This window comes from Stenotrophomonas sp. 05N423 (genome assembly GCF_056397145.1).
This window is the reverse complement of the sequence record NZ_JBFTMV010000006.1, coordinates 85369-99503: the sequence shown is the minus strand read 5'-3', so window position 1 is coordinate 99503 and position 14135 is coordinate 85369. Positions and strand designations below refer to the sequence as shown.

General features: G+C 71.3%; 10 protein-coding genes. 4 read left to right on the top strand and 6 right to left on the bottom strand.

From position 1 onward, the window contains the following. Window positions 1-321 precede the first annotated feature (321 nt). A complete protein-coding gene (locus AC1DGW_RS11325) occupies window positions 322-1026 on the bottom strand; it encodes a pirin family protein (RefSeq protein WP_478022888.1) in 705 nt (234 codons plus the stop codon). Between the two features lie 132 nt (window positions 1027-1158). Here AC1DGW_RS11325 and AC1DGW_RS11320 point away from each other — a divergent pair, with 132 nt between their 5' ends. Together AC1DGW_RS11320 and AC1DGW_RS11315 are read left to right on the top strand one after the other, a co-directional pair. Further along, on the top strand, window positions 1159-2088 hold the full coding sequence (locus AC1DGW_RS11320) for a LysR family transcriptional regulator (RefSeq protein ID WP_478022886.1): 930 nt from the start codon (window positions 1159-1161) through the stop codon (window positions 2086-2088). A gap of 8 nt (window positions 2089-2096) precedes the next feature. After that, a complete protein-coding gene (locus AC1DGW_RS11315; RefSeq protein ID WP_478022884.1) occupies window positions 2097-2771 on the top strand; it encodes a hypothetical protein in 675 nt (224 codons plus the stop codon). 38 nt (window positions 2772-2809) lie between these two features. Here the strand turns inward: AC1DGW_RS11315 and AC1DGW_RS11310 are convergent, their stop codons facing one another. The 5 genes from AC1DGW_RS11310 to recC all read right to left on the bottom strand — a co-directional run bounded on the left by AC1DGW_RS11310 (window position 2810) and on the right by recC (window position 12401). Further along, complete coding sequence (locus AC1DGW_RS11310) at window positions 2810-3103, bottom strand: type II toxin-antitoxin system RelE/ParE family toxin (RefSeq protein ID WP_478022882.1); 294 nt, start codon at window positions 3101-3103, stop codon at window positions 2810-2812. Between the two features lie 2 nt (window positions 3104-3105). Then, complete coding sequence (locus tag AC1DGW_RS11305) at window positions 3106-3390, bottom strand: CopG family transcriptional regulator (protein ID WP_478022880.1); 285 nt, start codon at window positions 3388-3390, stop codon at window positions 3106-3108. Between the two features lie 100 nt (window positions 3391-3490). After that, window positions 3491-5425 (bottom strand): exodeoxyribonuclease V subunit alpha, encoded by a 1935-nt coding sequence (gene recD, locus AC1DGW_RS11300; RefSeq protein WP_478022878.1) that lies wholly within the window; start codon window positions 5423-5425, stop codon window positions 3491-3493. Further along, a complete protein-coding gene (locus AC1DGW_RS11295) occupies window positions 5422-9048 on the bottom strand; it encodes a UvrD-helicase domain-containing protein (protein ID WP_478022876.1) in 3627 nt (1208 codons plus the stop codon). Before AC1DGW_RS11295 ends, recD begins: the two co-directional genes overlap by 4 nt. Beyond that, on the bottom strand, window positions 9045-12401 hold the full coding sequence (recC, locus tag AC1DGW_RS11290; RefSeq protein ID WP_478022874.1) for an exodeoxyribonuclease V subunit gamma: 3357 nt from the start codon (window positions 12399-12401) through the stop codon (window positions 9045-9047). The genes AC1DGW_RS11295 and recC overlap by 4 nt, the downstream gene beginning before the upstream one ends. Before the next feature lie 194 nt (window positions 12402-12595). On the opposite strand from recC, the gene AC1DGW_RS11285 reads away from it, so the two are divergent. Next, window positions 12596-13384, top strand: a complete 789-nt coding sequence (locus AC1DGW_RS11285; protein ID WP_478022872.1) for an ABC transporter ATP-binding protein — start codon at window positions 12596-12598, stop codon at window positions 13382-13384. Continuing rightward, a complete protein-coding gene (locus AC1DGW_RS11280) occupies window positions 13384-14133 on the top strand; it encodes an MlaE family lipid ABC transporter permease subunit (RefSeq protein ID WP_478022870.1) in 750 nt (249 codons plus the stop codon). Before AC1DGW_RS11285 ends, AC1DGW_RS11280 begins: the two co-directional genes overlap by 1 nt. Window positions 14134-14135 lie beyond the last annotated feature (2 nt).

Below are 14135 nucleotides of genomic sequence, written 5' to 3'. Positions count from 1 at the left end.
CGCATGCCGCGTCGTATTCGCGCGGATATCGGCGCAAGGGCCGTCCGCTTCTTTCCGGCCCTTGCGCTGCGTGCAGTCCATGCACGCAGGCGCAGGGTGGCCTCTACCCCGGTTTCGCGAATCGATGCAGATGGCCCATCCGTATTTCATGCGTCGTGTCGGGTGGATACCCGGCCATCGCGCCGGCGGAAACGGCGACCACGGTCCTGCCGTCGTGGTCGCATCGCCACCTGCGCCGCTCCTGTCCCATCCCGTCCGCACGGCACAAAGGCGCGGTCGCCCGCGCCTTTGCGTCATTCACTCTTCAGCCGGTCCAGCCGCTCAGGCGGCGGTATCCACCAGCACCAGTTCGGCATCTTCCAGCGCGCGGACGGTGATGCTGCCCTCGCCGGCGATGGCGGCGCCGTCGCGGGCATCAAGCAGCACGCCGTTCACTTCCACCTTGCCGGTGTTGGGCACCAGGTAGCCGTGGCGGGTGGTGTCGCTGAAGTGGTACTCGGTGCTCTCGCCAGCCTTCAGAGACGCGCCCAGCACGCGGGCATCGGCACGGATCGGCAGGGCGTCCTCGTCACCCGGGATACCGCTGGCCAGGGCGATGAAACGGCCTGAGCGCTCGCCCTTGGGGAAGGGCTTGGTGCCCCATGCCGGCGCACCGCCGCGCTCGTCGGGAATGATCCAGATCTGGAAGATGCGGGTCACGCCCGGTTCCATGTTGTATTCGGCATGGCGGATGCCGGTGCCGGCGCTCATCACCTGCACGTCGCCGGCCTCGGTACGGCCCTTGTTGCCCTGGTTGTCCTGGTGGCTGATGGCGCCTTCGCGGACATAGGTGACGATCTCCATGTCGGCGTGCGGGTGCGGTGGAAAGCCGGTACCCGCCTGGATGGTGTCGTCGTTCCAGACCCGCAGCGCGCCCCAGTGGACGCGTGCCGGATCGTGGTACTCGGCGAAGGAAAAGTGGTGCTTGGCATCCAGCCAACCGTGGTTGGCTCCGCCAAGGCTTGCAAACGGGCGACGCTCGATCATGGCGTTCTCCTGCATGGGTGGTTGCGATGGGGGCCAGTCTAGGCCTGCACTTTCCCATCCGGAATGGAAGGATTGAAAAGACATCCTTTCCGTTTGTGCAATGATCTCCCCTGTCCCCCTGCGGCCACCGCCATGAGCCAACTGCCCGATCTGGAAGCCTGGGCCATCTTCGCCAAGGTCGCCGAGGCCGGTTCCTTCGCCCGCGCCGCCGAAGCACTGGGGCTGTCGCAGGCCACCGTGTCCAAGGCCATCACCCGGCTGGAAACGCGGATCGGCACCACGCTCTTCCATCGCACCTCCCGGCGCATGTCGCTGACCGGGGCCGGCGAAGCGGCGCTGGAACGTGCCGCACGCATCCTCGACGAGGGCGAGGCAGTGGAAGCCGAGGTCGCCGACCGCTCGACCACGCTGCGCGGGCTGGTACGGGTGGCCGCGCCGATGTCGTTCGGCGTGGCGCAGCTGGCGCCGCTGCTGCCGGCGTTCATGCGCCAGCACCCGGACGTGGAACTGGACATCCAGCTCAGCGACGCGCAGGTGGACCTGGTGGCCGAGCGCTTCGACATGGCGCTGCGCATTTCCACCCTGGCCGACTCCAGTCTGCGCGCGCGGCGCCTGTGCCAGGTGCGCATCCTGCTGGTGGGTGCGCCGGCCTATTTCGCCGAACACGGCAGGCCGAAGCATCCGCGCGACCTCGGCCGCCATCGCGGCTTCCAGTACAGCCATGCCCGCGGCGGCAACAGCTGGCGCTTCCGCCACAGCCGCCATGGCGAGTTCGCGCAGACCGTGCCGCGCCAGCTGCAGGCCAACAACGCCGAGATGTTCGCCACGGCCCTGCGCGAGGGCCTCGGGCTGGCGCTGCAACCGGAGTTCATGGTCTGGGAAGACCTGCGCGCCGGCCGCCTGGAAACGGCGATGGACGACTGGCAGGTGGAGCCGATCGCGCTGCACATCGTCACCCCGCCCGGCCTGCGCCGCCCGGCGCGCGTGCAGGCGCTGATCGACTACCTGGCCGCGGGCCTCGAACGCGCGCCGTGGGCGACAGGTGCGGACGCAGACCGGTAACTTCGACGATGACGATGACCACGGAGAAAGCGATGGACCTGGCGATGCGCGTGCTGCTGGCGGGCCTGCTGCTGGTGCTGGCCGGAACCGCGGGGGCGACCGCGCAGGTAGCGGACCGCATCCTCATCGAAGGCCGCGAGTACGCGCTCAACACTAATCCACTGGAAAGCCAGCTGCGCGACCGCCCCGATTTCCTGCCGGAGAACGTCGCGCGCAGCAGCGCCAACTGGCGCGGCTACGTGGCGCACTGGGCGATCGACGGCGACCGGCTGCTGCTGCGCAAGATCGAGGTGCGCCTGTACGACCGCCAGAGCGGGGAATCGAGCAGCGTCGACCTGCTGGACAAACTCTTTCCACAAGGAGGGCCGGCGGCCGCCACCTGGTACAGCGGCGCGCTGATCGTCCCCGACGGGCGCCTGGTCGACTACGTGCACATGGGCTACGCCTCCACCTATGCGCACTATCGCGTCTACCGCATCGCCCAGGGCCGGGTGGTCGAGGCACTGTCGATGGATGCCGACCAGTTCGGCGCCTGGCGCGAACGGAAGTTCCAGGCGTTCAGACAGACCGCGCAGTACCGCGAGGCCGTGGCCGCCGCCCGCAAGCAGGGGGACGGCATGAGCGCGGAGGAGATCGACGGTTTCGTGCGCGGCTTTTATGCCGAGCAATACATGGGGCGGTAGGAGCCAGCAGGCTGAAGACCCTCTGGACTCGCCGCGGATCAGCGCAGGTACCCGGCCTCGCGCTGCGCCCTGATGGCAAGGACGAACACGGTGTCGATGCCGGCAACATACCGGTACAACGCCACGTATCCGCGTGCATCCCTGCCAATCACCAGCTCGCGCATGTCCTCGCCACAGGGGCGGCCGATCAGGGGGCTGCTTTCCAGCACGTTGAGGGCTTCGATGATGCCGCCAAGCCGGGCCATGCGTTGTCCGGCATCGTACTGCTCGAGATGCAGGAGGATGCGTTCGAAATCCTCCCCGACCTCTGGCGCAAGTTCGATCCGCGTCACCGCTATTTCGCCAGCTTGCGGGCAGCGGGGCGCCGGGCGGCCTGGCCCGTCACCCGACGCTCCAGATAGCTGCGCATCTCGTCCCAGGGGATGGTTTGTCCCGACGCGGCGATGCCGGCATGGCGTCGTTCCGCCTCGGCTTCGAAGTCGGCGCGACGTTCGGCCAGCGCCGCTTTCTCGGCTATCGCTTCCAGGATGAAGCCATGCGGCGTTATGCCGGCTTCTTTCGCCACCTCGGCGACACGGGCCTTCAGCTCGTCAGGCAGGCGGATGGTGGTGGTGCTCATGAGCTGCTCCGTTGGATCGCTGATTCCGGACCAAAGTAGCACATTTGTGCTACTTATCGACAAGAGTACTGATCGCCGGTCATGCAGAGCACAGCTGGCACTATTCCCATGCTTGGCCCAGCCGCTGCGCCAGGCCCGACCAGCGGCTGGCATGGCGCGACAGCGCGGCGTCGATCACCGCCGCGTCACCGGCCACGTGCAGGGCGTGGCGGGCGCGGGTGATGCCGGTGTAGAGCAGCTCGCGGCTGAGCACGCGGTTGTCGCGGCGCGGCAGCTGCAGCCAGACCTCGTCGAACTCCGAGCCCTGCGCCTTGTGCACGGTCATGGCGAAGGCGCTTTCGTGCGCAGGCAGGGCCGCCGGATGGAACGGGCGCGGATCGTCGGGGTCGTCGCCGGGGAACCAGGCGGTGATGCCACGCGCGCCGCCGTCTTCTTGCCGCAGGCAGATGCCGACATCGCCGTTGAACAGGCGGTGGCGGTAGCTGTTCTCGGTGACCAGCAGCAGGCGGCCGTGGAAATGCGCCGGTGTACCGCCGCGCGGGGTCGTGCCGCCGAGCAGCTCCTCGATGCGTGCGTTGAGCCCGCGTGCGCCCTGCGGGCCTTCGCGCACGGCGGTGAGCAGGCGCAGGCGGCCGGCCAGGGCAAGCGCCTGCACCGGGGTCTGCGCGGCGGCCAGGGCTTCCCAGTAGCGCTGCAGCGGTTCGCGCCAGGCCTGCAGCGGGTCGTCCTCGTTCTCGTGGAAATGCACGCCGGGCAGCTGCCCGTCCCGCAGCAGCGACAGCGCGCGCGGGGTGTCGCCCTCGCGCATCGCCGCGGCCAGCGGCGCCAGCTGCAGCGCCTCGCTCTGCCGGTAGCCGCGCTGCAACTGCACGCGGGTGCCGGCGAAGCCGGTCGTCGATGCGGCGATGGTTTCCGCCGGCAGCCCGCCCAGCAGCGCCTGCAATGCCTGCGCATCGTCGGGCGCGATGCGCGTGCCGTCGCCAGCGGCGCGCAGGATGGCGCCGAGCACGTCGCCGGCTTCCACCGACGGCAACTGGTCCGGGTCGCCGAGCAGCACCAGCCGGGTGCCGCTGGCCACCGCCTCGACCAGCTTGGCCATCAGCGGCAGGTCGATCATCGACGCCTCGTCGACCACGATTGTGTCGTATGGCAGCGGGTTGTCGGCGTGGTGGCGGAAACGCGGCGAATCCGGGATCACGCCCAGCAGGCGATGCAGGGTGGTGCCGGCGGTCGGCAGCTGCGCGCACAGCGTGGCGTCCACGCCCAGCTGCGGCAGCTTCTGCACGGCGTTGCGCAGGCTTTCGGCCATGCGCTCGGCGGCGCGGCCAGTGGGCGCGGCCAGCGCCACGCGCGGCGGCGCGCGGCCGGCAGCCTGGGCCTGCGCGGCCAGCAGCACCAGCAGGCGCGCGATGGTGGTGGTCTTGCCGGTACCCGGCCCGCCGGTGACCAGCAGCAGCGCGTGGCGCAGGGCCAGCGCGGCGGCACGGGCCTGCTGGTCGCCGGCGACGGAAGCATCCGCGGCTGCAGTGGCGGGCGCCTGTCCGAACAGATCGCCCTGCATGGACGCCGTGCGTGGCGCGGCGTCCGCATTGCCGGGAAACAGCTGCGCGAACAACGGCGCCAGCGCCACCGGATCGCCTGCGTCCAACGGCGCCTGGCCGATGCGCCGCAGGCCCTGCGCCAGCCGCCGCTCGTACTCGCGGTAGCGGCGCAGGTACAGCAGGCCGTGTTCCCAGGCCAGCGGCGCCTGGGTGGCTTCAAGGCTGTCGTCGTCGGGGGCGGCTACCCAGCGCGAGGCCTGCAGCTGCGCGATCCACGCCTGCGGCTCGGGCCAAGGGAGCGGGGCTTCGATCAAACGCGCGGGTTGGGTCGGGTCGAAACCGGCATGACCCTGCGCCACCGCCAGCGACGCCAGCGCGGCAGCCGCGAGTACGGTGTCGGGCGTTTCCGGGTCGAGGCGGCGCAGGCTCTGCGCCAGCGCATGGTCGAGCGCGCGCAGCGCGCCGGCCTTGTTGAGTGCGGCCAGCAGGCTCATGCCCGGCCTCCCAGGCGCGCCAGCATGGCGGCGTGCCCTTCATCGCCACCGGCGAACAGCGCGTCCACCGCGTGCACCAGTTCCGGCGCGAAGCAATGCGCGTACAGGCCGGGCGACGGCGTGCGGGTCGCGTCCAGGCCTCGGCAGAACAGGTAGCGGATGCCGCCGAAATCACGTGCGTAGTCGTAGCCGTCGCCAAGGCGGAAGCGCAGCCAGCGGTGCAGCGCCACGGTGTAGATCAGCGCCTGCAGGTCGTATTCGCTGTGGCGCATGGCCGCTTCCAGCTGCGCCGGGGCGTAGCCGGGCAGGCGGTTGGATTTGTAGTCGAGCACGTACCAGCGGCCGTCGCGCAGGTAGGTCAGGTCGATCTTGCCGGTCATCAGCCCTTCCAGGCGGCCGCGCGCGCCGAAACCGTGGCGGCCGCGCACCACGCCGTGCGCATGCAGCACGCGCAGCAGTGCCGGCACCGCGGTGGGCTGCATGGCGAAGTGGAACTCGATTTCGGCGCGGCGCTCACCGGCGTCCAGCGAATGCAGCGCACCGCCTTCGGGCAGGGTCACGGTCAGGGTCTGGCCGACCAGCGCGGTGAGCAGGGCCACGCCGTCGTCGATGTCGGCCCCGGCATAACCTTCGGCGCGCAGCGCCGTGGCGATCACGTCGGCCTGCCCTTCGGGCGCGCCGTCGCCGGGCCGCCAGCCGCCCCAGGCGCCGAAACCGGTGTTCTCCAGCGCGGCGTGCAGCACGTTGCCGAAACGGCTGCCGGCGAAGCGCGGATCGAAGGCCTCCTGCGCCGCGGCGGTATCCTGCACGGCGTCTTCTTCGGCCTGCACCGGTTCGTCTGCGGCGCCGCCATTGTCCTGCGTGGCGGCGGCCGAGGTGTCGTGGCCGGCCTCGGCATGGGCGAGCTGGGTGAAGCTGTAGACCCACCAGTCCTGCGCCAGCGTGCGGCGCACGTCGCGTACCGGCGGCAAGGCCTGTTCGCGCCCGGGCGGCAGCCGTGCCGGCAGCGCGTCCACGCCGTCTTCGACGATGCGGATGTCGGCGTGCGCGGCCAGACGCGTCATGTCGCCGAGCATCGGCCCCAGCCGCTGGCCGGGCAGCCCGGCCAGCGCGCCGCCGGCGATCCACAGCGCGTGCTCGGCGCGGGTCAGGCCGACGTAGAGCAGGCGAGCGGTCTCGGCCGCGTCCTCGGCGGCAGCCTGCTGGCCGACGGCCTTCCAGTCCTCAGCGTCCTTGTCGATCTTCCAGTGCAGCACGCGCCGCGCGCCGTCGTGCACGATCCGGTGCGCGTCGGTGCCGGGTGCGCCACCATCGATGCCGACGAAGGGCAGGTAGACCAGCGGGTATTCCAGGCCCTTGCTCTTGTGCAGGGTGATGACCTGCACCCGGTGCGCGTCCGATTCCAGGCGCAGCAGCTGGCTCTCGTCACCATCGTCGGCATGGGCGATGCGCGCCTGCAGCCAGTCGAGCAGGCCATGCAGGCCGATGCTGCGGGTGCCGGCTTCCTGCAGCAGTTCGCCCAGCTGCAGGTAATTGGTCAGGCGGCGCTCGCCATCGACCAGCGCCAGCAGGCGTTCGGCCTGTCCGGCGCACAGGTCCGACAGCATCGCCAGCACGCCGCCGCGCTGCCAGCGCTCGCGCCATTGCAGCAGGCGCTCCTGGTGCCGACGCTGGCGTTCGCCTTCATGCTCCATCGCGGCGATGGCGGCGGCGCTTTCGCCCAGCAGCACGGTGGCCAGCGCCGCGCGCAGGCGGCCTTCGTCGGCCGGTTGCAGCAGCGCCAGCAGCAGCAGGCGCAGTTCGTGCGCCTCGGTGGTGGAGAACAGGCTGTGCTTGCCGGCCGCGACCGCCGGGATGCCGACCATCGCCAACGCCTGCTGGATGCGCGTGGCTTCGCGATGCGAGCGCACCAGTACGGCGATGTCGCCCGGACGCACCGAGTGGCCATCGACCAGCGCCCTGCCCTCGCGTGCGGCGGACAGCACGCGGTGGATGTCGGCCACGCAGGCCAGGGTGGCGGCGTGGCGCGAGTCGTCGGCCTTGAGCGGCTTGCCCTCGTCGTCGGCACCGATGAGGTGCAGGGTCAGCGCCGGGGCCGGGGCGCCATCGAGCAGGTAGTCGGCGTCGCTGCGCTTGCTGCCGGGTTCCACCGGCTCGAAGCGGATGCGCGGGTCGAGGAAGGCCTGTTCGCCGGCGTTGGCGTACAGCGCGTCGATCGCGCGCAGCAGCGCCGGTCGCGAGCGGAAGTTGTGCGCGAGCCGCGGCGCCTCGGCGGCGCGGTCGCGGGCCTGCAGGTAGGTGTGCACGTCGCCGCCGCGGAAACCATAGATGGCCTGCTTGGGATCGCCGATCAGGAACAGCGCCGCGTGCTCCGCCGGCTCGGCGAACACGCGGCGGAAGATGTCCCATTGGCGCGGATCGGTGTCCTGGAATTCGTCCACCAGGGCGAAACGGTATTGCGCGCGCAGCCGTCCTGCCAGCGTGGCGCCCCCTTCGCCGTCGAGCGCGGCGTGCACGCCGTCGATCAGGTCGTCGTAGGTCTGCACCCGGTACTGCTGCTTGTGCCGCGCCAGGCGTTGGCGGGCCTCAAAGCGCAGCCGGTGCAGCAATGCAATGGACTGCTGCCGGCGCCATTCGTGGAAACGCGCCAGCGCCTGCACGTAGTCGGCGATCAGCGGTTGCAGTGGCGATACCGGGGTGCTGCCGGCCTTGGCCTTGAGGGTTTTGGCGGTGAGCGCGTCGAGGGTGAGGCGCTCCAGCCGCTCGTCCAGCGCGGCGGTCGGATCGGGATGGCGGGCCCAGTGCAGCAGGTGCTGGAACAGGGGCTCGATCCAGTCGGCCTTGTAGCTGGCCTTGTTGAGCACGCCGCCCTCCAGTGCGGCGCGCAGCTGCTGCAGGTAGGCCTCGCCCTGCATGGCCAGGCCTTCGGCCAGGCGCAGGGCGGCCGCATCGCGCAGTGGACGGGCATCTTCCAGCGGTGCCTGCGGCCGCGCCGGCAGCAGCGGCAGGTCGGCGACCAGCACCGGCAGGTCGACCGCCAGCGCCTCGGGGGTTTTCCACAGGCCCAGCAAGGCTTCCAGCGACTCGCCGCGGCCGGCATGCAGGCGCCACAGGTCGGCGGCCAGTCCGGCATGCAGCTGGCGGGTATTGGTCAGCAGTTCCGGCGCGGCGAAGCTGTGGCCGCTCTCCAGCGCGTGCTCGCCCAGTACGCGGGTGCAGAAACCGTGGATGGTGAAGATCGCCGCCAGATCGGCTTCCTCCGCGGCGATGCGCAGGCGCCGGGCCAGCTGCGTGGCGGTTTCCGCGCCGTGTTGCAGGTGGCGCTGCAGGATGGCGCGGGTCAGCGCGGCTTCCGGGCTGTCGCCTTCGGCCGGCGCGGCGTCCGCCAGCCGCGCGGCCAGGTCCAGGCGCTCGCGGATGCGCTTGCGCAGTTCCTGCGTCGCCGCGTCGGTGAACGTGACGGCCAGGATCTGGCCCATCCGCAGGCCCTGTTCGACCACCAGCCGGGTGAACAGGGTGGCCAGGGTGAAGGTCTTGCCGGTGCCGGCGCTGGCCTCGATCAGGCGCAGGCCGTCCAGCGGCAGGTCGAGATACGGGTCGGTCGCGGGCACGGCGGCGTTCATGCCTGCACCTCGGTTTCGGCCAGTACGCGGCCCTCGCGCAGCGCGGTGAATATCAACAGGCTGTTGTGGATAAATCTGTTGGTAGTGGCCGCATCGGCGAACGGATCGGCGCCCCGCAGGGCCAGTTGCAGGGCCTCGCCATCGCGCTCGCCCCAGCTGCGTTCGCTGCCGTGCCACTTTTCGCGCGCGGCCTTTTCGCGCTTGTCCGGATCTGCGTTGTAGATCGCCCAGCCGGTATAGGGGGCGAACGGCAGCGGCGCCTGCAGTCCCTGCGAACGCAGTTGCAGCAAGGCTTTCAAGGCATCTTTCGCCTGCGCGGCGGGCAGTGCCGGCAGGGCATGCGGGCCGAAGCCGCCATCGCCGCCGTCAATGAACTGCAGCAACGGCTGCTGCATGCCGGCGGCATTGGCCAGCAGCCAGTCCAGCCCGCTGCGCAGCACCCAGGCCACGCCCGGAGCACCGGCCTGCAGGCGCGGCAGGCCCTGTGGATGAATCTGCGCGACACGCCCGTGCACGGTGGTGCCGTCGATCGTGACTTCCAGCCGCTGCGACTGCAGCGGCGCGCCGTCGTACCAGTGCGCGAACGTCTCCGCACAGGGCCGGATGCGCCCCAGCAGCTGCTCGAACTGCTGCCGGCCGAGCGCGCCGGACGGCAGCAGCGCGCGCGCGCGCAGGCGCTCGTACAGGCCCTGCCCGCGGCCCTCCAGCAGCGCGGCGAGCACCTGCTGCTGCAGCGAGGAATGCTCGCGGCCGCGTTCCGGCAGCACCAGCGGTTCGACGTCGTCGCTGGCCTCGATCTCGCCGCCGAGGCGCAGGCCCAGCCGCTGTTCCAGGAACTGCCCGGCCGGGTCGGCCAGGAAGCGACGCAGCGCATCCAGCGACAAGGCTGGTTCCTGCAGGACTTCCGGCAACGGCGCGGCAACCGCGCCAACCGACCAGGGTGCCAGTGGCTGGCGCTGGCCGCCCACCGCGCCCGCCGCCGGGTGCCACTGGCGGCGATAGCTGAAACGGCGCGGCTCGCCGTCGCCGCCGAACGCGGCCGGGGCGAAGGGCTGCAGCGGATGCCGCACGACGATGGCCTTGCGCGCGGCCACCGGATCGGCGTGGCAGGCGGCCACCGCGTCGATCAGTTCGCTGACCAGCACCGAGGGCTCGCGCACGCTGCCGTCGCGCGCATCGGCGCCGAGGTAACTCAGGTAGAACACGTCCTGCGCCGAGGCGAGCAGCTGCAGGAACAGGAAGCGGTCGTCCTCGCGCAGCGAGCGGTCGCCATGGCGGCGGCGCGTGGTGCCGAGTTCGGCGGTGAGCCGGCTCAGGCCTGCAGCCGGGTCGCGGCGCGGGAAATCGCCATCGTCCAGGCCCAGCACGCAGATCGCCCGGAACGGCAGCAGCCGCATCGGCACCATGCGGCCGAAGCTGACGCCGCCGGTGAGCAGCGGCGCACGGGTGTCGGCCTCGGACAGCGCCGCCGCGAAATGCGCGCGCACCACCTCGGCGGGCACGGCCGCATCGAAGCCGGCCTTGTCCGCATCCCCGGCAAATTCGTTGATGAGTTTGCGCAGGCGGTCCAGCGCACGCTGGGTGGAAGGTTCGGCCGGGGTTTCCGGCAGCAGCGCGTCCAGCAGGCCGAGCAGGCGTTCGCGCCACTGTGCCGGAGCGAGCGCTTCGGCCAGCGTCTTCTGATGGCGGGCGAGTACCCGCAGCAGGCGGATCAGCGCATCGAGCGCGGCCAGCGCGCTGCCTTCCAGTTCCGGCCACGGCGCGACGCCGGCCAGGTCGTCGTCGCTGCCGCTGGCATGGCCGAGCAGCAGCCGGTCCAGCGCGAACTGCCAGGTGCAGGCGTCGTCGGCCGGCGCCTGGTGCTGGCCGCGATGCGCGGCATCCAGCCCCCAGCGCGCGCCGGCGGCCTGCAGCCAGCCGTGCAGGCGCTCGAACGCGGCCGCGTCCAGCCCGGCAGCGGCAGCCAGCGGCGGGCTGGCGAGCAGGTCGAGGATCTCGTTGAGGCCGAAGCGCGACACCGGCAGCCCCAGCAACTGCACGAACACTTCGGCCAGCGGCTCGCCCTGCAGCGGGCTGGCGTCGGCCAGGGCCCACGGGATATGGCCCTCGCCGGCGCCGCGGCCGCCGAACACCGATTCCAGGTACGGCACGTAGGGGTCGATGTCCGGCGCCAGCACCGCGATCTCGCGCGGCTGCAGCGGCGGGTCGAAGCGCGGGTCGTCCAGCAGCGCGCGCAGCTGGTCGTGCAGTACCTGCATCTCGCGCAGGCGGGTATGGCAGGCGTGGATCTGCACGCTGGGGTCGTCCAGCCGCAGCGCCGGGCGCAGCGGCGCCGGCGGCAGCGCGCGGCGGTGGAACAGGTCGGCCTGCAGGCGGTGCAGCAGGCTGTCGCGCAGGCCGCCTTCGTCCAGCGTCCTGCCGGTGCGCTGTTCCGGGTCGGCATAGGCGGCGATCTCGCCGGACGGATGCACCACCTCGTAACTACCCAGCACCGCCATGAAGTCGCGCCCGGCCGCGCCCCAGGCCTGCAGCAGCGGGTTCTCGCCGGCGGCACTGCCGAACGGGTCGTCCACGCCGCCACGCAGCCGTTCGGACAGGGTCTGCAGGTCGCCCCACCAGGCCCGCGTCGGCGTCGGCAGATAGAAGTGCAGCGTGCCGACCCGTGCCTGGGTGGCGATCACCCGCAGCACGTCGGGCGAAACGTTGAGCGCGGCGAAAGCGAAAAGCCGCGACGGCAGGCCACGCGGCAGCGGCTGGCCGGCGCCCTCGAAGCGCGCCAGGTAGTCGTTGATGCGGCGCGCGCGGTGCTGGTGGCCGCCGGCGATGCGGCGCCAGAGGATGGCCTGCGGGTCGTCGGCATCGGCGCCGGCCTCCCAGCGCAGCAGCCAGTCGCGGCGCCAGGCCTGGTACTTCTCGAACACGCCGCCCAGCTCGGCGGCCAGTGACCATGCGCGCAGAGGGTCGTCGCGATCGACATCGTTCCCGTTCAAATACGACCGCAGCCCCGCCATCGCCGGCAGCCGCATCAACGCCTCGTCGGTCAGCGCCGCATACAGCCGCCAGTGCAGGCCAGCGGCGCCGAGGTCGTCCTGCTCGCCGGGCACGTTTTCCTTCAGCGCGCGCGCGACGAACTCACCGGGGGTGAGGAACTCCAGGTTGGCGGCGATGCCGTACTCGGCCGCGAGCGTGGACTGCAGCCAGCGCCGCATCGCCACCTGCGGGATCAGCACCGTATCGGCGGCCAGCAGCGGCCGCCCCGGCGCGGGCTCCCGCAGCGCGTGGGCCAGCAGCGAGGCGAGCACGTCCAGCGCGTTGGAGTGGTAGAGGCGGAAGTCCGCGGCGGCATCAGGCATGGCCACGCCATTGTGCCGGAGCAGGGCCGTTTACCGGCGGTCCTGGCGCGGCAACGCCGTGCAGGAGACTGGGCGTTCCGCCCATGGGCACTGACGCGCGGAGCCCGCCCGGCGACAATACTGCACGGTCCAGTTCTCTTTTGTTCAGCCGGACCCGATAATCCTGCCACGTTGGTTTTCCGTTAAAGGCCGCCATGTCCCCTCCCCGGACGCCCCTGGTGCAGTTGTCCGACGTCCGCATCGACCGCGGCGGGCGCACGATCCTGCGCGACGTTTCGCTGGACGTGCCGCGCGGCAGCATCACCGCCGTGCTCGGCCCCTCGGGCACCGGCAAGTCAACGCTGCTGGCGGCGTTGACCGGCGAGCTGCGCCCGGTCGCCGGTCACGTGCGCCTGTTCGGCAATGACATCCCGCACGGCAGCCGCGCGCTGCTGGAGATGCGCAGGAACGTCGGCGTGCTGCTGCAGGGCAACGGCCTGCTGACCGACCTCACCGTCGCCGAGAACGTCGCCCTGCCGCTGCGCACCCATACGCGCCTGCCGGAGCCGGTGCTGCAGCGGCTGGTGCGGATGAAGCTGCACGCGGTTGGCCTGCTGGCCGCAGCCGACGCGTGGCCGCGCGAGCTGTCCGGCGGCATGGCGCGGCGCGTGGCGCTGGCCCGCGCGCTGGCGCTGGACCCGCCGCTGATGATCTACGACGAGCCGCTGACCGGGCTGGACCCGATCGCCTCGGGCGTGATCATGAGCCTGATCAAGCGCCTGAACGACAGCCTCGGCCTGACCAGCATCATCGTCAGCCACCACGTGCACGAGACCCTGCCGATCTGCGACCAGGCACTGGTCATCGCCAACGAAGGCATCGTGTTCTCCGGCACGCCGGAACAGCTGCAGGCCAGCACCGACCCGCTGGTGCGGCAGTTCCTGCACGGCCAGCCCGATGGCCCGATCCCGTTCGATGCCGCCCCGCGCGCGAGGGTTGCCTGATGCCGTTCGCTTCCTCGATCCGCTCGCTGGGCCGCGCCGGCCTGTTCTCGCTGACGGTGCTGCGCGGCTCGCTGCCGACCCGCGACTTCCTCGCCGAGCTGACCCGCGAGATCTACAAGATCGGCGCGCGCTCGCTGCCGATCATCGCCGTGGGCGGCGCCTTCGTCGGCCTGGTGCTGACCCTGCAGGGCTACCGCACGCTGACCACGTTCGGCGCCGCCGATGCGCTGTCCACCCTGCTCGGCCTGTCGCTGTACCGCGAACTGGCGCCGGTGCTGACCGCGCTGCTGTTCATCGGCCGCGCCGGCAGCTCCATCGCCGCCGAGCTGGGCCTGATGCGCGCCACCGACCAGATCAAGGCGCTGGAACTGATGGCCATCGACCCGGTGGCCAAGGCAGTGGCGCCGCGCTTCTGGGCGGCGGTGCTGACCGTGCCGCTGCTGACCGGCGTCTTCTGCTCGCTGGCCATCACCGGCGGCTGGTTCGAGGCCGTGCAGGTGCTGGGCCAGGACAACGGCACGTTCTGGTCCGGGCTGCGCGGCAGCGTCGATTTCTGGGACGACTTCGCCGTGGCCCTGCTCAAGTCGGCGATCTTCGGCGGCACCGCGGCGCTGGTCGCGGCCTACGTCGGCTTCAACGCCGAACCCACCATCGAAGGCACCTCGGTGGCGACCACCCGCGCGGTGGTGAACGCCTCCCTGCTGGTGCTGATGTTCAACTTCGTGCTCTCTGCCTTGATGTTCAAGTAAGG